Genomic DNA, 24,387 nt, shown 5'->3' with positions numbered 1-24,387 from the left:
ATCAGCACGCTTAACCTCTCTATCTGCGTATAAAGTGTCTCTGCGGCCGAGCCTCGCGAATCCGTGGCGACTATTTACGCGCATATGGTGCTGCCAATGTGTTTAACCGCGCAAATGGTCGCCACGGATACGCGGTGCCTTTCTCGATGCGTGTATTGGCATGCTTAGGAGCATTATGTGTGTCGAGGGCTCGCCAACGTTTCGATTCCCCGTGATGCGATGGGAGCGCCGTAGAAAACGACATGCATAAGAGCGCTAAGCGCGTTGGATGTCCGCCAACGTTTAAGCTCCTCGTAGCTGGATTGCTTCGTCGTGCAAATCGACTTGCATAAGCGTTGTAAGCGCGCTCGAAATAACGTGGCGTTCTGGTGGTGCGGTAACACTTGTCGCTGAGCCTGATTTGACGCGAAAAAGGCGTGCTTAGGTTAGCCAACTATATGCATAAACTTGCATGTGCTCGCAGCGAGCTCATGGTGGGTCAGTTGGCCCTTTTCGCTGGACCGCGCCGCCCGCGCTGCCCGCGGGCCGCTCCCGCCGCGCCCCGATCTTCGGCGCGGCATCGTACCATCAACCTCTTACGCAGGGGATTCTCATGCCGACTGTGAATTTACCTGCGGTTATACAGAATCGTAGTGATACTATAGGGTTTAACCGATTTAATCGGTTTAGCCGGCCGGGCCGTTTGAATCGGCCGAGCCGGACGCCTGTCGAGGTTAGCGAGTGCGAACCTTTCGTGGAGGTTGATATGTTTGCAATTGGGGAGCGTGTCATGCATCCCGGTCAGGGCCTGTGCACGGTTGTCGGTTTCGAGGATTCGCCGTTTCCCGTACTCGTCCTTGAGGCTGGCGACGGACGCAGCACCACGAAGCTGCTGTATCCCCAGGCCCAGGCAGACAAGCTTCATCCTCCCGTGAGTCGTGAGGACGCTCTTGCGGTCATCGAGGGCTACGACGATTTGACCTGCGACGACTTCACTGATCGCAATTCTGGTCTCGAGGAGAAGCACTTCAAGGCGCTTCTCAAGAATGGCGTGCCGGATTCCGTTCGCGTGGTCAAGACTATGCGCCAGCGCATTGCCGCCGCGGAGGCTGAGGGCAAAAAGCCCAGTACGTTTATGTCGCGTGTGCTGAGGGAGGCGCAGCGTAGGTCCCTCGAGGAGCTCGCCTGCGCGCTCGACTCCACGCCCGATGAGATCATCTCGATGTTCGAGGCGCGTGGCCACGACATGGCGGATGAGGCTTAGGGCAATCGCTCGTCTTGCTAGTTGCGTGCTTGGCCAGCCTACGGGGCTAGCCAAGCTTGCGAATCTTAGCCAAGAAGAATCCCTCGAACAAATCGCTCGGGCACACCGTGAGGGCACCGTCCAACCCGCATGGCAGGGTGGGCACGGAGAACTCCTCTGACCCAAGTACGCCAGCGGGCAAGCCGGCGTCAACCAGCTCGCAATCCTTGTGACGTGAGAGCGCCCAGCTGACCACGTCTTCGTTTTCGCGCGCAAGCACGGAGCAGGTTGAGTAGACGAGCTCTCCGCCGGGTTTGAGTACGCGAAGCGCTTTGTCGATAAGGGCACGCTGCGAACGTTCGACGCCGCTCGCGAGGGCCGGCGTGAGGTATCGCGCCGCGTGGTCGTCCTGTACATGGACGGTGCCGGAGCCCGTGCATGGCGCGTCGAGCAGAATCTGGTCGAAGGAGAACCAATCATCGAGCTTGCTCGCGTCCGTGCGCATGACCTGGACGTTCTTTGCTCCAAGTTTTGCAAGGTTGTGTTCGAGTTTCTCGGCGCGCGGCTTAGAGACCTCGCAAGCCGTCACGCGTGCGGCGCGGACTCCATCCCCACCGGGAGCGAGCGCTGCCATCTGGCTGGTCTTGCCACCGGGGGCCGCGCACATGTCGAGGATATCTGCCCCGGCGCGCGGCGAAAGTGCGAGAGGGGGCAGCATGGAGGAAAGGCTTTGCAGGTAGATCTTGCCCTGCTTATACATATCGAGATCCCAGAGGTCGCGTTCGCGCGCTCCGTCTGCCAAGACGAAGGCGTCTTCGTACCAAGGCACGCGCGTGAAGGCGATGCCAGCCGCATCAAGGTCGCCGGCGACCTGCTCCGCGCTGGCGAGGAGCGTGTTGGCGCGCAAGGTCACGCGACGGCTGCATGCCCACCCCGTCTCGATGCGCGTTGCCTCCTCACCATACTGGCAGCGAACGGCTTCGATGAGGTGGATGGGAAGGCCAAGCTCGGCATCTAGCTCCTGCGGCTCGGGAGTGGCTTTGGGCTCGCGGGGGCGTGCGTCCTGCCTGCCTGCGGACTTGCCGCGCTTGCTGCCACGCCTGCGCGAACCAGTGCCCTGATGTCCGCTCTTGCCTTGATAGCCCTTGGTCATGAATCCCTCGTTCCTCGTAATTCGCCTACGAGGTAGTATGGCAGAGGTTGCGGACAAGATTGCCGCGCGAGAGAACGACGCCTTCTTGGCACGTTGGCGTGCCGTTTTGCAGCGGTGCTCGGTAAGACGTATTGTGGTGATCACACGGCAAATGCGTCGCGGACAAGTCGCTCGTCTCGCGAACGTTCGCCATGTGGAAACCCTCATACCTTCCGCCGTGCGAGTGCGCGCTATGTGGAGGCCTTCACATTTGGGTGCATGCTCAACTTTGTGCTTGCGCGTCTTGTGAAGGCATGGCATACTACATAACCGTTGTGGCCAGACGGCCTCAATTCGAAGTGGGTCAGAGCTTATGGCCCCACCTGAACGGCGCCACGGGCAGCTGTCTGGTCAGACAAAGGAAGATACGCTCAAATCATAGGAGCGATTTACCTGAATCTTGCCGGGGCTGCACATGTCGCAGCTCCGGTTTTTTCGTGCGGTGGCGCCCACAAGGGCCAAGCCGCAACCGCGGCGAGGTGCCCCCACCAGGCACACCGCAACGAAAGGAAGGTGTGTAAGATAGCCAAATCCGATGGTCCCCGTATTAACGGGGAGATCTCCGCTCGTTCCTGCCGTCTTATCGGTGTCGATGGCTCTCAACTGGGTCTTTTCGGCGTTCGTGACGCGCAGCGCATCGCTTCCGAGCAGGGCCTCGACCTCGTCGAGATTGCCCCCAACGCGGAGCCGCCCGTCTGCAAGGTCATGGACTACGGCAAGTACAAGTACGAGCAGGCGATCAAGGCCAAGCAGGCTCGTAAGAACCAGGCCAAGGTCGAGGTCAAGGAGATGAAGTTCCGTCCCAAGATCGACACCGGCGACTACGAGACCAAGAAGGGTCATGTCATGCGCTTCCTCAAGAAGGGCGCGCGCGTGAAGGTGACCATCATGTTCCGTGGTCGTGAGATGGCTCACCCCGAGCAGGGTCTCAACGTGCTCGAGCGCCTGACGGAGGACCTCAAGCCCTACGCCACGGTCGAGAGTCAGCCCAAGATGGAAGGCCGCAACATGCACATGCTCGTCGCGCCGATCAAGGGCGCCTTCGACGAGAAGGCCGCAGTGGCAGACGAGAAGGATACGAAGGAGAACTAGCATGCCCAAGATGAAGACGCACAAGGGTACGGCCAAGCGTTTCCGCAAGACCGGCACCGGCAAGATCATGCGCGCCAAGGCTTTCAAGAGCCACATCCTCACCAAGAAGTCGCCCAAGCGCATTCGCGGCTTCCGCCAGGAGACCGAGCTCGCCCCCGCCGACGTCAAGGTCGTTTCGTCCCGCATGGGCAAGTAGCGCGCAGCGCAAGCCCTGTCTTTTTTCACTAGGAGTTGATCACACATGGCACGAGTCAAGCGCGCTGTCGCCGGTCGTAAGAAGCGTAATACCCTGAAGGAGCTCTCCAAGGGCTACTACGGCACTTCCTCCCGCACTTTCCGCGGCATGAAGGAGCAGGTCCAGCACTCCCTGCAGTACCAGTACCGCGATCGTCGTAACAAGAAGCGCGACATCCGTCGTCTCTGGATCCAGCGCATCAACGCTGCCGCCCGCATGAACGACATGAGCTACTCCACCTTCATGCACGGCCTGAAGCTTGCCGGCGTCGATCTCGACCGTAAGGTCCTCTCGCAGATCGCCTACGAGGACGAGGCTGCATTCGCCGCCCTCGCCGAGGTCGCCAAGAAGGCCATTGCTTACGCCGAGTAAATCACTCGTCTAAAGCACATTGCTCGTCTAAGGTCCGTACGCAACGCGCGTGCGGACCTTTTTTGTGCCGCACGCGCGTCGCGTACGCGAGCCCTTCTTTTTATGCCGTCAAGCCGAGTTGGCTATTGCGCGCACTTAGGGCTTTTAAGCATGTCTCAATGTGCGTTAAACCAGGCAAATGCCAAACGATGGCGACCATTTGCGTACTTAAACAGTCCGCGGCGGTCCATCTGTGTCAATTTATCGCCACGGATTCTGCCGCGGTTGGCTACGACGAACAATCGGCATATATGCAGCTGCTAAGCATGTCGATTTGTGCTCTCTGCGGCTTTTGCGGCTTCACGTTTGAGCCTTGTCAGTCGTTTTGCACGTTTAAGGCCTGCATGTGTGTCGTATCGCTGCTCCACGCCGCCTTCGCGCGCTCACGCGTGTATCGTCGCGGCCAATATACGTGCTTAGGGAAAACATGCGTGTCGATTGCGGCCTCGCGCAGCCGGCGGGCTTCCGTGCAAGCGGTACTACTTATCGTCGTGGTGGAGGAGGTCCGAGATGGCCTCGTGACGCTCTTCTCGGCGTTCTTCGCGATGCTCTTCGCGACGCTCCTGCTCGACTGCGAACGCCGGGTCATCGGGAGTCACGAGTTCGTCCTCGCCGCTCTTCGGGTTGTAGTGGTGAAGCAGCACCGGATCGAAAAGGTGAAGGTGCGCGGCGAATGCGAACGACGCGCCGATAAGGATGCAGAAGACGACGATACGCGGTGCGGTCTCGATCTGCGTCATGATGAGGGACCCCACGGACAGCATTGCCGTCCAGAAGTACATGAGCAGAACCGCCTGCTTCTGGTCATAGCCGTCCTGGATGAGGCGGTGGTGAATGTGGCCCTTGTCCGCTTGGCCCACGCTCACGTGCGCGCGCTTGCGACGGATGATCGCGGAAAGCGTGTCGACGATGGGCACGAAGGAAATGACGAGAGGGACGATGATCGTGGTGAGGCCGGCGACGCGGCGGACGTTCAGCAGCGAGATCGTACCGAGCGAGAATCCGAGCAGCAGCGAGCCGGAGTCGCCCAGGAAAATCGACGCCGGGTTGAAGTTGTAGCGGAGAAAACCAAGCGTGGCACCGGCGACGGCGATGGAGAGCGCCGCGGCGTCGCGTCTGCCGGCGAGGTTCGCGAGCACGAAGAGCGTGCAGCACGAGATGAACGTGATGCCTGACGCAAGGCCGTCGAGGCCGTCGATCAGGTTGATGATGTTCACGTAGGCCACGAGGTAGACGACGGTGATGGGGTAGGCGACCCAGCCAAGAACGAGCTCGCCGGGGCCAATGGGGTTCATGATGGTGCCGACGGTGAGGCCGGCCGCCACGGCGATGCTCGCTGCGAGAACTTGACCCGCGAGCTTCGCGAGGGGTTTCAGCTGGAAAACGTCATCAAGCGCGCCCGTCATGAAAATGACGAGGAATGCGAGGCCGAGCATCGGGTAGTTGTAGATCGAAAAACGACCGGGCATGAAGACGATGGGCCAGTGAAGGTGCATCGTTCCCATGTACTGGAGAATGACGGCTGCGATGAGTGAAAGGAAAATCGCGATGCCACCCATGCGCGGGATGGTGCGCTTGTTGATGCGTCGCTTGCTGGGCTTGTCGACCGCGCCGAGGCGAGTGGCTATGAGCCGGGCGAGCGGTGTGGTTACCAGCGTCACGACGAGCGCCGTTGCAAAGAGCGACGCGTAGGGAATCCACCATCTCACCAAGCGAGTAGCCTTTCAAACCTGCGGGCGGCACGCCGCGCGCGAGGGTATTCGTATCCGTTGCCCGGCAGATCGCCGGGTGCTTCGACCGACGGATGCGCCGGTCACGTTGAAGCGGGGCGGTTGCCGCCCCGCGAGTGCGCCGCAGATTGTTACGGCACAGTAACTACCCATGATACCAGCTCTGCGTTGGCGCGCGTCCCTAAGACGCAATCTCGGAGAGCAGGTTAATCTCATGTCAAGACTGGAACCGATAAATGGCTTCGGTATAGTGAAGGTGTCAGCTCCCCGCAGGGCAAACTGGGTGAACCGACAAGCGTTTCCTGGGAGCCCATATACCAGGCTCAGTACGGGCATCCTCCGTTGTCGAGGAAGGCGGAACAGCCGGTGAGGGCACCCACCTTTTGAGAGGTGGGTTCATTATCGCACCTGCGGGGAGCGACGTTGTTTTTACGCCGCTCATCTATGACAGCATCGCGCACGGATAGAGTGACGTCACGCACGGCGCCTATGCCGCGGATGACTTGCGCCCCATTCGAGATAATCTACGTTGCATGGCGGGGCTCTGCTCGGCCCTCATAACACAATCTTTCATTCTTGCGAGATTCTCGTTTGACAGACGGGACAAGCACGGTACAATAACCAACGCGCAAACGCGCCTGGGGACGTAGCTCAGCTGGGAGAGCGCTGCCGTCGCATGGCAGAGGCCGAGGGTTCGATTCCCTTCGTCTCCACCAGGAATTATCGAGCGGGCCACGATGTGGTCCGCTCTTTTTGTATGCGCACGACATTCGAGCGCGCCTCGTGTGGCGCTCGTCGTTCGATGCCGGTCAGATGCGGGCTGCCACCGCGCGTCGTCCACCGCTCGCGCGGACGCCCGGCATATGACGAGGGGAGAGGCCATGGCTGAGATGCCGCGAGAATACGAGACGTGTCGCCTTTGTCCGCGTGCCTGCGGGGCTCACAGGGCAGAGGGAGCCCGCGGTGCGTGTGGAGCGACCTCGACCCTGCGCGTGGCTCGCTCCGCACTCCACTTCTGGGAGGAACCTCCCGTGTCGGGCGAGGCGGGCAGCGGCGCCATCTTCTTCTCCGGCTGCACCCTGCGTTGCGTCTTCTGTCAGAATGCGGAGATCAGCGCCGGCAACTTCGGCATTGACGTGAGCGTCGCGCGCCTCGCCCAGATGATGTTCGAGCTCGAGTCCCAGGGCGCGCTCAACATCAACCTCGTCACGCCCGACCACTTTGCTCCGCAGGTCGTCGAGGCGGCAAAGGCCGCACGGAAGGCGGGCCTCACGGTGCCCATCCTCTGCAATACCGGCGGCTACGAGACGGTGGAGACCGTTCGTCTCCTCGCCCAGGTCGTCGACGTATGGCTGACGGACTTCAAGTATGCTGACCCGGCGCTCGCCCGTGCGTTCTCTGCCGCTGGCGATTATCCGGAGGTCGCGGCGGCGGCGCTCAAGGAAATGCTCGAGATCACGCGCTCGCGCGGGGGCCGCTCACTCGGCGAGGATGGCAGGATACTTCGCGGCATCATCGTGCGTCATCTCGTTCTGCCGGGTCACGTGGATGACTCGCTCGCGGTCCTCGACCGCGTCTGGGACATCTGTGGCAACGAGGCGGACCTCTCCGTCATGAACCAGTACACGCCCAACGCAGCGTGCCGCGAGCGCGGGGGAGACCTCGCTCGCGCACTAGGCGACGACGAGTACGAGGTTGTGCTCGATCATGCCGACGACCTGGGCTTCGAGCGCATGTGGTGGCAGCAGGGAGGCACGGTCTCGGAGAGCTTCGTGCCCGCTTTCGACGCGACTGGAGTCGAGGGCCCGGAGCTTGCGAGCTAGTGCCCCGCGTCGCGGCCGAGGCCCACGGGTTAGTGCCCCGCGTCGCGGCCGGGGACCGGAGCTTGCTGCCGACAACCGCGGTCTTGCCCCTGACGGACTGAGCCATGCCCAAAAGGGATAGACTCTCTAGGATTGATGATGACTCGCAAAGGAGTTCACATGGCAGACGAACAGGCCCCCCTCACTGACGAGGAGCGCGCCGAGCTCGAGCGCCTTCGCGCCGAGAAGGCTGCGCGCGAGAATGCCGCCCAGGCCGCGGCCCAAAAGGCCGAGCTCGAGCGTCTTCGTGCCGAGCAGGCCGAGGCGGATGCGGATGCCCGCGATGCCGCGAGGCGAGAGCGCGCCCGCGAGTACATGGAGCCTGACGAGGATCTCAAGATGCCCCTCGCCCAGAAGCTCGTGCTTCTCTTCGTGGCGCTGCTTATCGCTTGGTTTGTCGTGCAGGTTGTCGGCGGCGGACTCATCACCAATTAGGGCAACCCTCCGCGCCAGCTGTGGCGCAAGGCTCCAAACCGCGCCGTCAGGGCGCCAGACGAAAGGGGAGGGCGTATGTCTCTCACCGACGTAACCAAGCCCACCGATGTGTCTCTTAACACGGACCTCTATGAGCTCACGATGGCCCAGGGATTCTGGGAGAGCGGCCTCATGGACGCGGAGGCGTGCTTCACCGTCTTCTTCCGTGACGCCCCGTTTGACGGCGGCTATGCCGTAGCGTGCGGCACGGGCCAGATCGCTGAGCTTGTCGAGAACTTCCGCTATACGCCCGAGGACATCGCCTACCTCGCGAGCATCCAGGCTCCCGGCGGCGGCGCGATGTTCAAGCAGGGCTTTCTCGACTGGCTCGCCGAGTTCACGCCCAACCTCGACGTCTGGGCCGTGCCGGAGGGCGAGGTCGTGTTCCCGCGCGAGCCGCTCGTGCGCGTGCAGGGCACCATGGCGGCGTGCCAGCTCATTGAGACGGCGCTGCTCAACCTCGTGAACTTCCAGACCCTCGTTGCCACCAAGACCGCTCGCGTCGTCCAGGCGGCAGAGGGCCATGTCGTGTCAGACTTTGGCCTGCGTCGAGCACAGGGCCCGGATGGCGGCCTCGCCGTCGCGCGCGCGTCGTTCGTGGGTGGTGCCAACTCGACCTCCAACTGCCTCGCCGGCAAGATCTACGGCATTCCGGTCTTCGGCACCCACGCCCACTCTTGGGTTATGGCCTTCCCGTCCGAGATCGAGGCCTTTCGCGCCTTCGCGCGCTCTATGCCGAAGAACTGCGTCCTGCTCGTCGATACGTACGACGTTCGCCAGGGCATCGAGAACGCGATCACCGTCGCCAAGGAGATGGAGGCCGCCGGCGAGCGCCTCGCGGCCATCCGCATCGACTCGGGCGATCTCGCCAAGCTCTCCAAGTACGCGCGCGAGGCCTTCGACGGGGCTGGTCTGCCCTACGTGAAGATCTCCGTCTCGAATGACCTCGACGAGTACACGATTCAGTCCCTGTTCGCCCAGGGCGCGCCGATCGACTCGTTTGGCGTGGGTACAAAGCTCGCCACGTGCGACCCCCAGCCCTCCCTTGGTGGCGTGTACAAGCTTGCTGCCGTACGCAAGGCGGGCGAGGCGGAGTGGCGCCCCACGATGAAGCTGTCCGAGGTCGCCTATAAGCGCACTATCCCTGGCATCCAGCAGGTCAAGCGCTTCGTCGATGGCTCCGGCTGCCCCGTGGGCGACGTCATCTATGACGAGACGATGGCCGGGACCAACTGCGCCCTCGCCGTGAACGTGACCGATTCCGAGGTCAGCTATGACTTTGGTGCCTACGAGGGGCACGACCTACTCGTTCAGATGGTGGAGGACGGCCGTGGTATCGGCGAGAGGCCGACGCTCACGGAGTCTCGTCGCGCCTGTCGCGAGGCGCTCATGCGTCTCGACCCAGCGGTGAAGCGCTTCCTGAACCCGCAGCTCTATCCCGTGGGCGTCGAGGACAACCTCGCCGCGCTGCGCGTGAGGCTCGCACGCGAGGAGCGCATTGCCTCGTCGCCCATTCGCTAGGACGCTGCCTGGCAGGCTGTGTCGAGGACCTCGCGCCTGGTGACGTTCCCCAGGCTCGCTTTTGCTACACTCATAGCCGCTTTACGGCACGAAATGTTAATTCGCGGCCCCGCTCTGGGGCCGCGCGCACGTTGGAAGGACGCATCGTGGTCGAGACGATCGAGAAGCTGGTCAGGGCTGCACTGGCCGAGGCACAGTCTGCAGGCGAGCTGCCTGAGTTCGAGGTGGCGGACCTCGGCCTCGAGCGCCCCGCGGATTCCGCGAACGGCGATTGGACGAGCACCGTCGCCCTCCGCAGCGCCAAGGTCGCCCACATGGCGCCCCGCGCGATCGCCGAGGCCATCGCCGCCCACCTCCCCGAGGCTCCGGAGATCGATCGCGTCGAGGTCGCTGGCCCGGGCTTCGTGAACATCTACCTGTCTGTTGCTGCCGGTAACGAGATCTTCCGCACCGTGCGCGAGCAGGGCGAGGACTTTGGCCGCTCTGACCTCGGTGCCGGCCAGCACGTCCAGGTCGAGTACGTCTCCGCCAACCCCGTCGGTCCGCTGCACATCGGCCACGGTCGTTGGGCCGCGCTCGGCGATTCCCTCGCCCGCGTTCTCGACCACGCCGGTTACGAGGTCGAGCGCGAGTACTACGTGAATGACCACGGCAACCAGATGAACACCTTTGGCAACTCGGTGTCCGCGCGCTATCTCCAGCTCGCCCAGATCATGGACGAGAAGGGCATCGACGCGCACGCCGCCCACGAGGCCCTCATCGCCGACTGGGCCGCCTTCGTCTCTGACGAGGCTGACGAGCACCCTGAGAGCCACCCCTACATGGACGCCTTCCGCGAGTCCCTCGGCGCCGACTCCTACGGCGGAGACTACATCATCGACCTCGCCGCCCACTTCATGGAGGCCGACGGCACCCGCTGGGTCGACGCTGACGCCTCCGAGCGCATGATCTCCTTCCGCGAGCGCGGCTACAAGCTCATGCTCGAGGACATCCGCCAGACCTGCGACGATATGCGCACCAGCTTTGACGTGTGGTTCAGCGAGCGCTCTCTGTACGAGAAGGACGCGAGCGGCACGAGCGCCGTCGACCGCGCCTTCGCACGTCTCCGCGAGCAGGGCTACCTTTACGAGAAGGACGACGCTCTCTGGTTCCGCTCCACTGACTTTGGCGACGACAAGGATCGCGTCCTCGTGAAGGCTGACGGCGCCTACACCTACTTTGCCTCCGACGTGGCCTACCACTGGAACAAGTATGAGCGCGTCGACCACGTCATTGATGTCTGGGGTGCTGACCACCACGGCTACATCGCCCGCGTGCGCGCCGCGACCGACGCCCTCGGCTATGGGGGCAAGTTCGAGGTCCTTCTCGGTCAGCTCGTGAACCTGCTGCGCAACGGCCAGCCCGTCAGGATGAGCAAGCGTAAGGGCACGATGGTCCCGTTGCGCGAGCTGCTCGACGAGGTGGGCGCTGACGCCACGCGCTTCACGCTCGTCTCCAAGAGCTCCAACCAGATGATTGACTTCGATATCGAGGCCGTGAAGCGCCAGGACAACACCAACCCGGTCTATTACGTTCAGTACGCCCACGCCCGCATCTGCTCGATCCTGCGCCGCGCCGCCGGCGTCACTGCCGAGGAGGCCGCCGAGCTCGGCATGGACGAGATTGCCTCTCGCGCCTGCCCGATCGACTGCGACCTCTCCGTCCTCACCGATCCCACCGAGGCCGCCCTCGCGCGTAAGCTCGGCGAGTTTGGCGACCTGGTCGAGAGCTGCGCCCGTGACCGCGCGCCGTTCCGCCTCACGCACTACGCGCAGGAGCTCGCTGGTAGCTTCCACTCGTTCTACACCGCCTGCCAGGTGCTGCCGAGTGAGGGTCGTCCGGTCGACGAGGCCGTTTCGAAGGCCCGCCTTGCCGCGTGCGATGCCGCCCGTCGCGTGCTCGCGCTCACGCTCTCGCTCATCGGCGTCTCTGCTCCGGAGCGTATGTAGCGCGTGACGTTCGCTAGATAGATTGCTTGGCGCCCGCTGGGAGTTGTCCCGGCGGGCGCCTTTGTTTGGGGCTCGCTTGGTTGCGCTTGCGATTCTGCCGCGCGACTGACGCTCAACTCGTGCTTGTGCGGCGACGAGCAACTGGGTGCCGATCGCATCGCTTGGACTCGAACTAATGCCGGACGCCGGTGAAGTAACGTTTTGCTCGCACGATACTGTGGCGAGTGTTATAGTCGAGGAAATCAGGCCTTTAGGCCTACGTTGTGCCGCGCTTTTGCGGCGCCCACTATTTTCCCCAACCTCAGGCTCTACTTTCGCAGGACAATGCCGCGTTAGCAGCGTGGGGTGGGAGGCGACGAGTTCGCCCGATTCGAAGGGTCACCCACGTGACAGAAGAGAACAACGAGATTCCGCAGGCACCAAAGCGCCGCCGTCCTCGCGCGCGCAAGACCGATGCCGTCCAGGAGGCTTCCGCCTCGTCTAAGGGCGACGCTGCTGCTAAGGCCCCTGCCGCTCAGAAGGCTGATACCGCCCCGAAGGCTGACGCTCCCAAGGCCCGTGCCACCAAGGCCGACCCGGCCAAGGGCGAGGCGCCATCCAAGACAGACTCCGCTCCCAAGGCCCACGCCGCCAAAGCTGATGACGCACCCAGGGCCCACGCCGCCAAGGCTGACGTCGCTCCCAAGGCCGACGCCGCGCAGAAGGCGTCTGCCACTCCCAAGACGGATGCCGCTCCCAAAGCCGACGTCGCCCCCAGGGCTGACGCTGCTGGTGACGAAGGCGCGTTCAAGCGTCGTCGTTCGCGCGCCCGCAAGGACCGTGACCAGGCTTCCGCCCCTGCGTCCGATGGAGGCCAGAACGCCTACCCGCAGGCAAGCGGCCAGAACGCTGACAAGCAGCAGCGCAGCTATCAGCGCGACCGCCGTGACGTTCGCCCGGGCCGCGGTTTCGACAAGCAGAACGCGCAGGGCCAGCGTCAGTTCCAGAACAACAACGGAGGCAACAACCGCCGCCGTAATCGCCACAACAACAACGGCAACAACGCGGGCAACAACAACGGCGGCCCCACGCTTTCTCGCGAGCGTGTCGCCTCCATGCTCGTGGCAGAGCTGCGTCGCGAGGCGGTTAACCTCGGCGTTGAGTACGTGGGCATCCGCAAGGCCCAGCTCGCTGAGGCGGTCTACGTTGCCGCCGCGCGTGCCGAGGGCTTTCGCGACGTCGCCGGCGTGCTTGACATCACGGGCGAGGGCTATGGCTTCGTACGTACCGGCAACTACATGGCCGGTGACGACGACGCCTTCGTTCCCCAGCAGATGATCAAGCACATGGGCCTTCGCCGCGGCGACTGGATCGAGGGAACCGTCCGCCCGAGCCGCCCCAACGACAAGTACCCCGCGCTTTACAAGATCGCCACGGTCAATGGCCTCGAGCCCGAGCTTGTCCGCTCGCGCCCGCGCTTCCGCGACCTTACGCCCGTCTATCCCAACGAGCGCCTCCGCATGGAGCATGGCCGTGACTCCATCACCGGCCGTGCCATTGACCTCGTGGCTCCTATCGGCAAGGGCCAGCGCGGCCTGATCGTGAGCCCGCCCAAGGCCGGCAAGACCACGGTACTCAAGCGCATCTGCGAGTCCATTGCCGCCAATAACCCCGAGGTCTATCTCATCTGCCTGCTTGTCGACGAGCGCCCCGAAGAGGTCACCGACATGCAGCGCTCTATCAGGGGCGATGTCGTTGCCTCGACGTTCGACATGCCTGCCGAGAACCACACCATGGTCTCCGAGCTCGTAATCGAGCGCGCGAAGCGCCTGGTTGAGATGGGCCGCGACGTCGTGGTCGTCCTCGATTCCATCACGCGCCTTGCCCGCGCCTACAACCTCGCTGCTCCCGCAAGCGGCCGCATCCTGTCCGGTGGCGTTGACTCCGCGGCGCTTTATCCGCCCAAGAAGTTCCTCGGCGCGGCGCGCAACATCGAGAACGGCGGCTCCCTGACCATCCTCGCCTCCGCCCTTGTCGAGACTGGCTCCAAGATGGACGAGGTCATCTTCGAGGAGTTCAAGGGTACCGGCAACATGGAGCTCAAGCTCGACCGTGAGCTTGCCGACAAGCGAATCTTCCCGGCAATCGATCCGGTTGCCTCCGGCACGCGCAACGAGGACCTGCTCATCGACGCGGATCTCCAGCCGTTCGTCTGGGGCCTCCGTCGCATCCTCGCGAACATGAACAACATCGAGCGTGCCGAGGCCTCTCTCGTCAAGAGCCTTCGTGCTACGGCGACGAACGAGGAGTTCCTCATCCGCTCGGCCAAGAAGGCCCAGCAGTCGGAGTACGTCGACTCGCTGTAACGGCTTGTCGTACCGGGGGTGTGACGTTCCCTGGGCGTGCGCCGGCTGAATCGAGTGACATGCGGTCGCGTTGGCGTTGAAAGCGTCAGCGCGACCGTTTTGCTGTTCGTGGCGTCATGCGGCGGTTGCGCGGACGCGCTTGCAGCTTCCCCTCCAAGAATTCACTGCCTGAGGCGCATTCCCCCGCACTATAATGACTCGCTGATGTATAGTCATTCTACTGGTGCCTACGTGCTGCAAAAGCAGCCTTCGCGCCACGAGGTGCCTATGCACCATGAGGAATAATTGTTCGAGCGACGGTACACGCAGACCAAACACACTAAGCCGTTGCCCGATTGGCCGCCAGATGCCTGGCGGGCCCGTCGTCGCAATCCAGTGGACAATCTGCGTGCGCCGTCGCCTCCGCGAGGGAGGCGTTTGGTCATGACGAGCAGGCACACGAGCCCTGCCATTTGTGCCGGTCTGGCCGGCGTTGCTGCGTGGGCGACCCCCACGTGTGCCAATGCGCTTACGGTTCTGGGCCAAGACGTCTCTAGGATCGATCCCGGCCTTAGCTTTGCTGCCGGATGCATCGCCGGTGCGGTTATCGCCAGCGGCACCTCACTCGTAGTCACGCGCATGGCAGAGACGCGCCGCCGGGCTGCCGTTGACTCTGCGGGTCGTATGCGGGGGGCTAATGGTCAGGCAGCTCCCTCCGCTTGGGACATGTCTGGCCAAGATGCCACCGGGACCCTCTCGTCCGTCGGCGCCGGGGAGACCTCGGCGGCTGTTGCATCCGAGTGCCAGCCTCGTCATGCCGCGCGCAGCACGCAGCGTGGCATGACCGGATCTTGGGAGCAGACGGGCAACATCCGCGTCCAGCCCGCGCCGCACGTGGCCGCAGCCGCGTCAGAGGGCGCGACCGCCGCGCCCGTTGCAAACAACCACGCCGCCCCCGCAGCTTCCGCGTCCGGCCACACCGCCCCCGCATCCGCCACTGCTCAGGGGCAGAAGGGGACCCACTACACCGTTCCCTCGCACTACGGCGTGATGAGCGATGCCGAGGCGGACGCCGCCTGGAACTCCTGGCTGAAGGGCTCGGATTCCGTCGACTACGCCGACGTCGCGGAGGACTATGTCCGCAAGATCACTCTCGCTGAGCGCATGGCCGCGCGTGCAAAGGGCGTTGCCAGCGTTCTCCAGGAGCGCCTCGGAGCTGCGAAGATGGAGGGACTCCCCGTCATCGCGCGCGCCGATGGCAGCGTTGGTGACGTGGGGGAGGCTTGGTGGGACCAGGCGTTTGGTAACGAGGTGCGCCCTGCGACGGCTTCCGTTGCAGGCATGGAGTCTGTGAACGAAGGGTTGGCGGATAACAGCGCCGTGCTCTTCTGCGCCCAGACGCCCGCCGCCGCTGCCGCAGCGAAGGACCTTTGGGTCGCGCAGGCCGCCCAGGCCGCGGCTAGGCAGCAGTCGCCTGCGCCTGCGCAGGCTGCTCAGCCCGCGTCCTCCGCTTCCGCGCAGCCCGCCCAGCCGGCGACTCCGCAGCCCGCGCCTTCCGCTTCTGCGCACCCCGCTCCCGCCGCCGTCGAGCCCAGGCGCGACCGCGAGGTCATCGCGACCCGTCTCGCCGACCCGGCCGAGGCGTTCCCCGCCCAGGGCCAGCGCTGGAGCGACCAGCAGCAGGACCTGTGGGCCGTTGCCCTCGCCGCGCTTGACGAGCGTACCAACGAGGACATCGCCATGGCTGCCGCCAACGCTGTGCCCGCGCCCTCTCCGGCCTCCTTCGACGAGGAACTGGACGAGGTCGATCACCTCGAGCCGGACACCATCTTCATGGCGTTCAAGCCGCAGGCTGGTCGTCCTGACGTTACGGACACCGATAGCTACGTCGACATGCTCGTTGACGAGGAACTTGCCCGTAACGAGAGCAAGAGCGTCCGCAAACTCGCGCATCACAGCATCCGCAAGCGCTTCAAGGTTATCGACGGTGGCACGGCCGATATTCCCGCTCGCCACCTCGCGCTGCAGGGCTAGGGGTGGCTCTTACCGAGCCTGGCGCCTCGCGAGCCGCTGACAGTCGTGACGGTGCCCCAACCAGCAAAACCAAAAGCCACCGCGTCCCCGTTTGGGTGCGGTGGCTTCTCGTCTTTGCATGGGTCTTGTTCATTTGGAGCAGGTCGCTCTTCCCGGGACCAGAATCCACGGCTCAGAGCGCCGTTGTCGTCGACATCCTACGTCCTGCCTTCGAGTCACTTGGCGTCACGGACGCGACCCTCATGTCCTTCCTTGTGCGCAAGGCGGGGCACTTTCTCGAATACGCCCTGCTCGGAGTCCTTCTCGGCAGCACACCGGAGGAAGTTCGTCCCGGGTGGCGTCAGGTCGTCCCGGGCGTGATCGCACCCTCAGCGGACGAAACCCTCCAGCGCTTCGTGCCAGGCCGCTCGGGCCAGCTCTCGGACGTGGCGCTCGACTGTGTGGGCATCGCCTTCGGGATGTTCGTCACTACAGGTATTCGATCTGCGCGCCGCAAGTGTCGCAGGTGAGGATGTGCGTCTCGCACTCGGGGAAGCGCTCCTTGAGGCGAACTTGCAGGAACTTGGCCACGATCGTGTCATCCGTCACGGCCATGAGGGTCGAGCCAGAGCCAGAGATCCACATCGTCTTCGCTCCGCCCGCAAGGCAGGTCTCGCGAATGGCGTTGTAATCCGGGATGAGGGCGCGGCGGTAGGGCTCCTGCAGGCGGTCGTCGTTGGCGTCCGCAATGAGCGAGGCGTCACCTGTCTCGAGGCCGCGGGTCAGGCCCGCGACGCGGCCCATCTGCCAGACAGCGGTCGAGAGCGGGACCTCCTGTGGCACGACCTTGCGCGCCTCGCTCGTGTGAACCTCATAGGGAGGGATCACCGTGACGAAACGGAGGCGGTCGCTCACGTCATAGCGCAGGCAGCGCGGCAGGCGGCCATCAGGGGTGAACGAGCACACGGCTGCGCCCAGGATCGCGGGCGCGACGTTGTCAGGGTGGCCCTCGACGCGCGTCGCCATCGCCACGAGCTCCTCGCGCGTGACGGTGTGACCAGTGAGCGCCGCCGCGGCCATGATGCCGGCGACAACGCAGGTGCTCGAAGACCCCAGGCCGCGGGCGACGGGCACCTCGGTCTGGATGTCGATCGAGACACCAAAGGGCTCCTCACCCCACTCTGCCAGCGCATCGACGAGCGAGACGTAGACGAGGTTGTTGGCGTTGCGGAACTCCTCCGGACAGCCGGTGATTGTGAGCTCGTCGGCACGCTCGAACGTGAAGTGCGAGTAGAGGGAGACCGCCATGCCCAGCGTGTCATAGCCTATGCCGAGGTTCGCGCTGGTGGCGGGGACGGATATGCGGATCATGCGAGGATCCTCGCCGCCGCGTCCTCGACGTAGCCGCTCATCTCGGGAACGCTCACCACGTCGGAGAACCTCTCCTGAGCGTCACGCAGGGCGGAGAGCGCCTCGGGCACCTTGGCTCCGGTGACCTCGAAGAGCGCGTCCATGCACTCGAAGCCGTCCATGTCGGTCGTGTCGTGGCCGAGTGCCGCGAGGACGTTCGCGGAGAACTTGTAGGGGCTTGCCGTGGAGAGGCAGACGCGGGCGACGCCGTCCGCCGGGCGAGCCTCGAGGACGTGGCGGGCGACGGCGGTGTGCGGGTCGAGGATGGCGCCGTGACGCTCCCAGGTCTCGCGGATCGTCTCGCGCGTAGTCGTGTCATCGGCGCGTCCGCACTCGAACGTCTCGTGCAGGCGATCGAGGACATGCTCGGGCACGGTGTAGAAGCCCTGCTCGGCAAGGTCCTTCATGAGGGAGGACACAAGCTCGCAGTCTCCGTCGGACAGGTAGAACAGCAGGCGCTCGAGGTTGGACGACACGAGGATGTCCATCGAGGGTGAGATGGTCTTGTGGAAGGGGCGCCTGCGGTCATAGGTGCCGGTGGCGATGAAGTCCGTCAGGACGTCGTTGGCGTTGGAGGCGACGATGAGCTTGCGCACGGGCAGGCCCATGAGCTTGGCGTAGTAGCCGGCGAGCACGTCGCCGAAGTTGCCGGTGGGCACGCAGAAGTCGATCGCGTCGCCGCTCTTGAGCTTGCCCGCGGCCACGAGCTGGGCGTAGGCGTCGAAGTAGTAGGTGACCTGCGGGACGAGGCGACCCACATTGATCGAGTTGGCGCTCGACAGCACGACGTTCTTCTCCGCGAGGCGATCCCGCAGGGCCGCGTCGGCGAAGATGCGCTTCACCTGGGTCTGGGCGTCGTCGAAGTTGCCCTCGATGGCGCAGACGGCGACGTTCTCGCCGCGCTGGGTGGCCATCTGGAGACGCTGGACGTCAGAGACTTTGCCGTGGGGGTAGAAGACGGTGACGCCGGTGCCGGCAACGTCGGCGAAGCCCTCGAGGGCTGCCTTGCCGGTGTCGCCGCTCGTCGCGGTGACGATCATGACGCCGCGGCCGTCACCCTCGCGGGAGACGCGCATGAGCTGCGGGAGCATCTGGAGAGCGATGTCCTTGAAGGCGCTCGTGGGGCCATGCCACAGCTCGAGCGTCCAATCGTTGCCGCAGGGGACGACGGGCGTTACGGCGGGGGAGTCGAAGTTGGGGCCGTACGCGGCGTCGACGCAGCCGGAAATCTCCTCGGCGGTGAAGTCGTCGAGGAGGTGGCCGAGGACGAGGCGCGCGCGGTCCTGATAGGTGCCGGCGAGCAGGCTCTCGAGCGAAGGCGCGCCCTCGGCGACGTCATCGCGAACGAACAGGCCTCCGTCTGGGGCGATACCCTCGAGAATTGCCTGCTTACTTGTTAAGGATTCGTTTCGCGAGCGTGTGCTGTGGTAGAACGTAGTCACTGCTCTTCTCCTTGCGTGTCGGCGCGTTTGCCCGCGAACCTGTTTCCGCGGGCGCTCAGGACGTTTTCCGCATAATAACGCGGGGAGTGGCATCCGGGCCGCTCAAAGCCCAGCTGAGACCGTTTGGTAACAGGCGGGTTGCCTGGCGGAGGTTTGGAACGGGGCGCAAAGGCGCTCAGGGATCGACCTTGACGAGGAGTCACATGATCAAGATCACCAAGTTCGGCGGATCGAGTGTCGCAGACGCCGGCCAGTTCAAGAAGGTCAAGCGCATCATCGAGGCTGACGAGGGCCGTCGCTTCGTGGTGGTCTCTGCCGCGGGTAAACGCAACTCCGAGGACAACAAGATCACTGACCTCCTCTATCTGGTCGACGCGCACCGCACCTATCACGTCGACTGCACCCCGCTTCTCGCGGATATCAAGCAGCGCTTCGTCGACATCGCGACCGAGCTTGGCCTCAGCTATCCCATGGCCGAGAAGTTCGACGAGTTCGCCGCGCATATCAAGGAATACTCGACCGAGTACATCGTGAGCCGCGGCGAGTACTTCACCGCCCGACTTATGAGCGAGTACCTGGGCCTTCCGTTCGCGGACGCCGCCGAGTACGTGCGCTTCCACCACGACGGGTCTCTCGACATGGAACGCACCTGCGACCGCATCCATGACCTCGTCGTGCGTGAGGGCAGCTTCGTGCTCCCGGGCTTCTATGGCGCCACGAGCGAGGGCGACATCAAGCTCTTCAGCCGTGGTGGCGGCGACATCACGGGCGCCATTGCGGCTCGCGCCCTCAACGCGGACCTCTACGAGAACTGGACGGACGTCTCGGGCTTCCTCACGGCCGACCCGCGCATCGTCAAGCGCCCGCGCGCCATTCGCCGCATCACCTTCGACGAGATGCACGAGCTCTCCTACATGGGCGCGAGCGTCCTGCACGAGGAGGCGATCTTCCCCGTGCGTGAAGCCAACATCCCCATCGCGATCCTCAACACCAACCACCCAGAGGAGCGCGGCACCATCATCCAGGAGCGTGTCGAGCCCACCGAGGACGACCCCGTCATCACGGGCATCGCCGGCAAGAAGGACTTCCTGACGGTCCACATCGCCAAGGCCAAGATGGGCAGTTCCGTTGGCCTGCTCGCCCGCGCGCTCGCGATCTTCGAGCGCTATGGCGTCTCCGTCGAGCACGTGCCCACGGGCATCGACTCGTTCGGCGTGGTCGTCAACGGCGCTGACGTGCACGACAAGATCTACTCGATCGTGGCCGACATCCAGCGCGAGCTCAAGCCCGACGAGGTCAAGGTCATCGACCACCTCGCCCTCATTAGCGTGGTTGGCCGCAACATGTCCAACCGCCCCGGTACCTCGGGCCGCCTGTTCAACGAGTTGGGCGAGAAGGGCATCAACATCCGCCTCATCACCCAGAGTTCCCAGGAGATCAGCATCATCTTCGGTGTGAACGACGCCGACTTCAAGAAGACCATCCGCGCCGTCTATGACGCGTTCCTTGACGAGGAGTAACTTATGGCTGACAAGAAGAACGTAGCGATCCTTGGTGCTACGGGAGCCGTTGGCACGCAGATGCTGGAGTGCCTGGCCGAGCGTGACTTTCCCGTGGGCGAGCTCAAGCTCTTGGCGAGCGCGCGCTCTGCGGGCAAGGTCGTCGAGTGGTGCGGCCGCGAGGTCGTGATCGAGGATGCGCGCCCGGAGGCCTTCGAGGGCATGGACATCGTCCTCGGCGCCGCGGATGACGACATCGCTAAGGCGCTCTTGCCCGAGGCCGTCCGTCGTGGCGCCACGGTGGTGGACAACTCCCACGCCTTCCGCCTCGACGAGGACGTGCCCCTCGTCGTCCCGGAGATCAACCCCCAGGACGTCGCCTGGAACAAGGGCCTCATCTCGAACCCCAACTGCGCCACGATCATCGGCCTCGTCCCCACGTGGCCGCTGCACAAGCTCGGCCACGTCTCGCGCATGATCGTGAGCACGTACCAGGCTGCGAGTGGCGCTGGCGTGCCGGGTATGCGCCAGCTCGAGAACGAGCTGGGGGCCATCGGCCGCGGCGAGGAGCTGCCTGAGCCCACCGCGTTCGTCGACCAGCTTGCGAGCAACCTCATTCCGCAGATTGGCTCCGAGAAGTTCGAGGGCTTCACGTCCGAGGAGATGAAGCTGCAGAACGAGGGCCGCAAGATCATGCATCTGCCCGAGCTGCGCGTGAACTGCACCTGCGTGCGCGTGCCTGTGCTGCGCTCGCACTCCGAGAGCATCACGCTGGAGTTCGAGGAACCCGTTTCGCTCGAGGACGCCCGCGAGGCCCTGGCCGCGGCTCCGGGCGTGAAGCTCGTCGACGATCTCGGCGCTGATGTCGCGCGCGACCGCTACCCGATGCCGCTCTACACGAGCGACCAGGACCTCATCTGGGTCGGTCGCATCCGCCGCGACATTTCCAACCCCGAGCAGGGTCGCGGCATCACCTTCTGGTGCTGTGGTGACCAGATTCGCAAGGGTGCCGCCACCAATGCCGTCCAGGTGGCAGAGCTCCTGCTCTAGGGGCTCAGACTGCGCTCAGGCGTTTTTGGGCGGGGAGGACGTGTTCTGTGCGCTTGCCGCGGGGCCAGCGTTTCTCACCCAGGCCATCATGGCCCTGCCGCCGCGGGGCCTGCGTGTCCCGTCCACTGGGGTCGGCGCTCGAGCTGCGAATGTCTCTTGTCGTAATCGTGGTGTCTTGCGCTAGAATGGGTTGTCCGGCGAGCGAAGCCGGAGTCACGCGCCCTTAGCTCAGCTGGATAGAGCACCGGACTTCTAATCCGACGGTCGAGCGTTCGAATCGCTCAGGGCGCACCATGAGCTAATGAGGCCAGGGGGCAATTTGTTCCCTGGCCTCTTTGATTTTTGATTTTCTTTTTGGGTGAGCCGATGAGAAACACCTGGTCACAAGCCTGGACAACGTTTATTTCGACATAACTTCAAAGAAATCTAAAAAATATCCTTGCATGGATCGGATGTGGTGTGCATAATAGACGAGCTACTTAAAGAGGTGGCCAGATGGTGGGTGTAGCTCAGTTGGCAGAGCGACGGACCGTGGCTCCGTAGGTCGAGGGTTCGAGCCCCTTCACCCACCCCATCTTAGACAAGCACGGACCGTTAGCTCAGCTGGTAGAGCAGGGGACTCTTAATCCCAAGGTCCAGGGTTCGAGTCCCTGACGGTCCACCATGTACTTCCGCTTGCACTCGCCAGGGTGTAAGATACATAGCACGGACCGTTAGCTCAGCTGGTAGAGCAGGGGACTCTTAATCCCAAGGTCCAGGGTTCGAGTCCCTGACGGTCCACCATTGAATGCAAGGCCCCGGTAATCCCGGGGCCTTTTGCTATTTCTATCTACTGTGTTGCGATGCGGCGCCGGGGTTTGGCTACTGCGTTGCGATGTGACTCTGGACTCGTGCTGCCGTGCCGTGATGCGGCCTGGGGTCTGGCCGCTGTGCCGCGATGTGGCCCTGTTGCCACGAGTGCGCCTTGGATGCATATCGCTTGCCTGGTTTTGCAAACAGTCCGGACTGCCATGCGTTTCGCTCCTGCTAACGCTTGTGAAATTTGGTATATCTTTTTGCAAATCGGTTACATCTATTTGCGAGCTGGCTCGCACGTGAGTACCATGCTTCCGGTATGAATGACATCGGCCGGCGGGGGCTGGCCGGGAGAGGGGAGACCCAATGGCACTGCTCGACAATGACCACGTGATTCTTGATTGCGCCGCCACCGCTCGTGACGAGGCTCTTGACCTTGCCGCGCAGAAGGCAGCCGAGCTCGGCGTTGGTGCGGACGCGTCCACGCTCGCAGAGGCCCTCAAGGCTCGCGAGGCCGAGGGTTCCACGGGTATGATGGGCGGCTTCGCCATTCCTCACTGCAAGTGCGCTGAGGTTGCAGACCCCTGCATCGTCGTTCTCCGCTTCGCTGAGCCCGTCGAGTGGGAGACCATGGACAAGGCTCCCGTCAAGGTCGCCGTCGCCCTGTTCATCCCCGATGGCGAGCGTGGCACCGAGCACCTTCGCATCCTCTCGAAGCTTGCCGTTATGGTTTCGGATGCCAACTTCTGCTCCTCCGTCTTTGATGCCGCGGAGGCCTCCCAGGTCGTCGACGCGATCAACGCCGGCCTCGAGCAGTAGGGAGATTTCTCGTTGCGCGGCGGCGTTTCGGGCCGCGCCAGAAGAGTCCCTTACTTCTTGTCGGGTTCGTCCTCCGCGCTGAGGCGCCCGATGGCTAGATTTTTGCTAAAACCCAGCATATGGTCATTAAACGGAGGTCAACTTTTTGGCTGAGTGGCTCCTGAAAGCACTGTCGGGGGCCCTTTCGTGTGTCATACTGGAGTCTGCGAAAAACTGAGGAAGGAGCGCCCCTTGATTTACACCGTTACCTTCAACCCTGCCGTCGACTACGTGATGCACCCCACGACGCTCGACATGGGCTTCACCAACCGTTCCACGAGCGAAGAGGTTCGTTGTGGCGGTAACGGCATCAATGTCTCCAGCATCCTGAACGAGCTCAACGTTGACACCATCTGCCTCGGCATCATCGCCGGCTTCACTGGTGACTACATTCTCGAGACCCTTCAGAGCGCGGGCGTCACGTGCAACTTCGTGCGCCTCGAGAAGGGCTTCACGCGCATTAACGTCAAGCTCAACGGCATCGTGATGACCATCATCAACGGCATGGGCCCCAAGATCCCGAACGACAAGGTCGATGAGATGTTTGGCCGCCTTGACCGCATCAAGGCCGGTGACACCCTCGTCCTCACGGGTTCCATCCCCAAGTGCCTGCCCGATGACATGTACCAGATCATCATGACCCGCCTCGCCGGCCGTGGCATCCGTTTCGTCGTCGACGCTCCGGGTACGCTTCTGCTCCAGTCCCTCGAGTCGAAGCCCTTCATGATCAAGCCCAACCACCACGAGCTCGGCAAGCTCTTCGACGTCTCCCCGGAGACCCCGGAGGAGTGCCTGCCCTACGCGCGCCTGCTCCACGAGCGCGGCGCCCAGAACGTCGTTGTCTCCTGCGGTGGCGAGGGCTCTGCGCTCGTCGCGGCTGATGGCACCGAGTACATCACCAAGTGCCCGCCGTGCCGTCTCGTGAACGCCACGGGCTCCGGTGACTCGATGGTCGCCGGCTTCCTCGCGAGCCTCGACGCCGGCAAGTCCTATCAGGACGCCCTCAACTTCGCGAGCGCCTGCGGTTCCGCCACCGCTGCCAGCAAGGGCCTTGCCCAGCGCTCGACCATCGATAAGTTCTATGACAGCCTCACCAAGATCATGGACGAGGAGCTTGCCAAGAAGGCCACTGCTTCTAAGGAGAAGAAGCCGGCCAAGGAGGCAAAGCCTGAGGCCAAGGAGGCAAAGGGAGCCAAGGACGCAGAGTAGCCGTTTGTCGCAGATTCGATGGTGATGACGAACGGAAGCGTTCTGGTCAGGTATTTAGGT

Annotated in this window: 19 protein-coding genes and 5 tRNA genes; 20 read left to right on the top strand and 4 right to left on the bottom strand. The window is 63.6% G+C overall.

What is annotated here, in order from left to right:
• Positions 1-745: 745 nt before the first annotated feature.
• Entirely contained in the window at positions 746-1,243 is a 498-nt protein-coding gene (locus tag ACTQ1Z_RS04255) for a CarD family transcriptional regulator (RefSeq protein WP_320678925.1), read from the top strand.
• A 46-nt stretch (positions 1,244-1,289) separates the two neighbouring features.
• On the opposite strand, the gene ACTQ1Z_RS04250 is transcribed toward ACTQ1Z_RS04255, so the two are convergent.
• Positions 1,290-2,375, bottom strand: coding sequence for a methyltransferase domain-containing protein (locus tag ACTQ1Z_RS04250; protein WP_441858986.1), 1,086 nt, complete (start codon positions 2,373-2,375; stop codon positions 1,290-1,292).
• A gap of 552 nt (positions 2,376-2,927) precedes the next feature.
• Here ACTQ1Z_RS04250 and infC point away from each other — a divergent pair.
• Genes infC through rplT form a run of 3 tightly spaced genes read left to right on the top strand, consistent with a single transcriptional unit; the run spans position 2,928 to position 4,113 of the window.
• Entirely contained in the window at positions 2,928-3,506 is a 579-nt protein-coding gene (gene infC / locus ACTQ1Z_RS04245) for a translation initiation factor IF-3 (protein WP_320678927.1), read from the top strand.
• A 1-nt stretch (position 3,507) separates the two neighbouring features.
• Positions 3,508-3,702 carry a 50S ribosomal protein L35 gene (gene rpmI / locus ACTQ1Z_RS04240; RefSeq protein WP_293813885.1) on the top strand — a complete coding sequence of 65 codons (195 nt, stop codon included), beginning with the start codon at positions 3,508-3,510 and terminating at the stop codon, positions 3,700-3,702.
• Positions 3,703-3,747: 45 nt separating this feature from the next.
• The gene (gene rplT / locus ACTQ1Z_RS04235; RefSeq protein WP_320678928.1) at positions 3,748-4,113 is read left to right on the top strand and encodes a 50S ribosomal protein L20; all 366 of its coding nucleotides are present in this window, start codon (positions 3,748-3,750) and stop codon (positions 4,111-4,113) included.
• Positions 4,114-4,631: 518 nt separating this feature from the next.
• Here rplT and ACTQ1Z_RS04230 read toward each other — a convergent pair.
• Positions 4,632-5,813 carry a glycosyltransferase family 4 protein gene (locus ACTQ1Z_RS04230; protein WP_441858983.1) on the bottom strand — a complete coding sequence of 394 codons (1,182 nt, stop codon included), beginning with the start codon at positions 5,811-5,813 and terminating at the stop codon, positions 4,632-4,634.
• Between the two features lie 709 nt (positions 5,814-6,522).
• Between ACTQ1Z_RS04230 and ACTQ1Z_RS04225 the strand changes: the two genes are divergently transcribed.
• The 8 genes from ACTQ1Z_RS04225 to ACTQ1Z_RS04190 all read left to right on the top strand — a co-directional run bounded on the left by ACTQ1Z_RS04225 (position 6,523) and on the right by ACTQ1Z_RS04190 (position 16,594).
• Positions 6,523-6,598, top strand: a tRNA-Ala gene (locus tag ACTQ1Z_RS04225).
• 165 nt (positions 6,599-6,763) lie between these two features.
• A complete protein-coding gene (locus ACTQ1Z_RS04220; RefSeq protein ID WP_441858981.1) occupies positions 6,764-7,705 on the top strand; it encodes a radical SAM protein in 942 nt (313 codons plus the stop codon).
• A 159-nt stretch (positions 7,706-7,864) separates the two neighbouring features.
• Positions 7,865-8,179, top strand: a complete 315-nt coding sequence (locus ACTQ1Z_RS04215; protein WP_293813889.1) for a hypothetical protein — start codon at positions 7,865-7,867, stop codon at positions 8,177-8,179.
• Positions 8,180-8,254: 75 nt separating this feature from the next.
• Complete coding sequence (locus ACTQ1Z_RS04210) at positions 8,255-9,739, top strand: nicotinate phosphoribosyltransferase (RefSeq protein ID WP_320678931.1); 1,485 nt, start codon at positions 8,255-8,257, stop codon at positions 9,737-9,739.
• Positions 9,740-9,885: 146 nt separating this feature from the next.
• Positions 9,886-11,727 carry an arginine--tRNA ligase gene (argS, locus tag ACTQ1Z_RS04205; protein WP_441858979.1) on the top strand — a complete coding sequence of 614 codons (1,842 nt, stop codon included), beginning with the start codon at positions 9,886-9,888 and terminating at the stop codon, positions 11,725-11,727.
• Between the two features lie 386 nt (positions 11,728-12,113).
• Positions 12,114-14,072: a transcription termination factor Rho gene (gene rho / locus ACTQ1Z_RS04200; RefSeq protein ID WP_441858977.1), complete on the top strand. Its 1,959-nt coding sequence runs from the start codon at positions 12,114-12,116 to the stop codon at positions 14,070-14,072.
• 423 nt (positions 14,073-14,495) lie between these two features.
• Positions 14,496-16,085, top strand: a complete 1,590-nt coding sequence (locus tag ACTQ1Z_RS04195) for a hypothetical protein (RefSeq protein ID WP_320678935.1) — start codon at positions 14,496-14,498, stop codon at positions 16,083-16,085.
• Positions 16,086-16,210: 125 nt separating this feature from the next.
• Positions 16,211-16,594 carry a VanZ family protein gene (locus ACTQ1Z_RS04190; RefSeq protein ID WP_441858975.1) on the top strand — a complete coding sequence of 128 codons (384 nt, stop codon included), beginning with the start codon at positions 16,211-16,213 and terminating at the stop codon, positions 16,592-16,594.
• Here the strand turns inward: ACTQ1Z_RS04190 and thrB are convergent.
• Together thrB and thrC are read right to left on the bottom strand one after the other, a co-directional pair.
• Entirely contained in the window at positions 16,554-17,435 is an 882-nt protein-coding gene (thrB, locus tag ACTQ1Z_RS04185; RefSeq protein WP_320678936.1) for a homoserine kinase, read from the bottom strand. The genes ACTQ1Z_RS04190 and thrB overlap by 41 nt on opposite strands.
• A complete protein-coding gene (gene thrC, locus ACTQ1Z_RS04180) occupies positions 17,432-18,916 on the bottom strand; it encodes a threonine synthase (RefSeq protein ID WP_441858973.1) in 1,485 nt (494 codons plus the stop codon). The genes thrB and thrC overlap by 4 nt, the downstream gene beginning before the upstream one ends.
• A gap of 203 nt (positions 18,917-19,119) precedes the next feature.
• Here thrC and ACTQ1Z_RS04175 point away from each other — a divergent pair, with 203 nt between their 5' ends.
• The 8 genes from ACTQ1Z_RS04175 to ACTQ1Z_RS04140 all read left to right on the top strand — a co-directional run bounded on the left by ACTQ1Z_RS04175 (position 19,120) and on the right by ACTQ1Z_RS04140 (position 24,327).
• Positions 19,120-20,436 carry an aspartate kinase gene (locus ACTQ1Z_RS04175; protein ID WP_320678940.1) on the top strand — a complete coding sequence of 439 codons (1,317 nt, stop codon included), beginning with the start codon at positions 19,120-19,122 and terminating at the stop codon, positions 20,434-20,436.
• A gap of 3 nt (positions 20,437-20,439) precedes the next feature.
• Positions 20,440-21,465 (top strand): aspartate-semialdehyde dehydrogenase, encoded by a 1,026-nt coding sequence (locus ACTQ1Z_RS04170; RefSeq protein ID WP_441858971.1) that lies wholly within the window; start codon positions 20,440-20,442, stop codon positions 21,463-21,465.
• Positions 21,466-21,682: 217 nt separating this feature from the next.
• A tRNA-Arg gene (locus tag ACTQ1Z_RS04165) sits at positions 21,683-21,759 on the top strand.
• A 204-nt stretch (positions 21,760-21,963) separates the two neighbouring features.
• Positions 21,964-22,039: transfer RNA gene (locus tag ACTQ1Z_RS04160), tRNA-His, on the top strand.
• 14 nt (positions 22,040-22,053) lie between these two features.
• Positions 22,054-22,129, top strand: a tRNA-Lys gene (locus tag ACTQ1Z_RS04155).
• Positions 22,130-22,172: 43 nt separating this feature from the next.
• Positions 22,173-22,248 (top strand) — tRNA-Lys (locus ACTQ1Z_RS04150).
• Between the two features lie 378 nt (positions 22,249-22,626).
• On the top strand, positions 22,627-23,079 hold the full coding sequence (locus tag ACTQ1Z_RS04145; protein ID WP_320679774.1) for a PTS sugar transporter subunit IIA: 453 nt from the start codon (positions 22,627-22,629) through the stop codon (positions 23,077-23,079).
• Between the two features lie 231 nt (positions 23,080-23,310).
• Positions 23,311-24,327 (top strand): 1-phosphofructokinase family hexose kinase, encoded by a 1,017-nt coding sequence (locus ACTQ1Z_RS04140; protein WP_441858968.1) that lies wholly within the window; start codon positions 23,311-23,313, stop codon positions 24,325-24,327.
• Positions 24,328-24,387 lie beyond the last annotated feature (60 nt).

The organism is Parolsenella sp. LCP21S3_E11 (assembly GCF_052118165.1).
In the GTDB taxonomy this organism is placed as follows: domain Bacteria; phylum Actinomycetota; class Coriobacteriia; order Coriobacteriales; family Atopobiaceae; genus Parolsenella.
The sequence above is the reverse complement of the archived record's forward strand: the minus strand, read 5'-3'. Positions and strand labels throughout refer to the sequence as shown.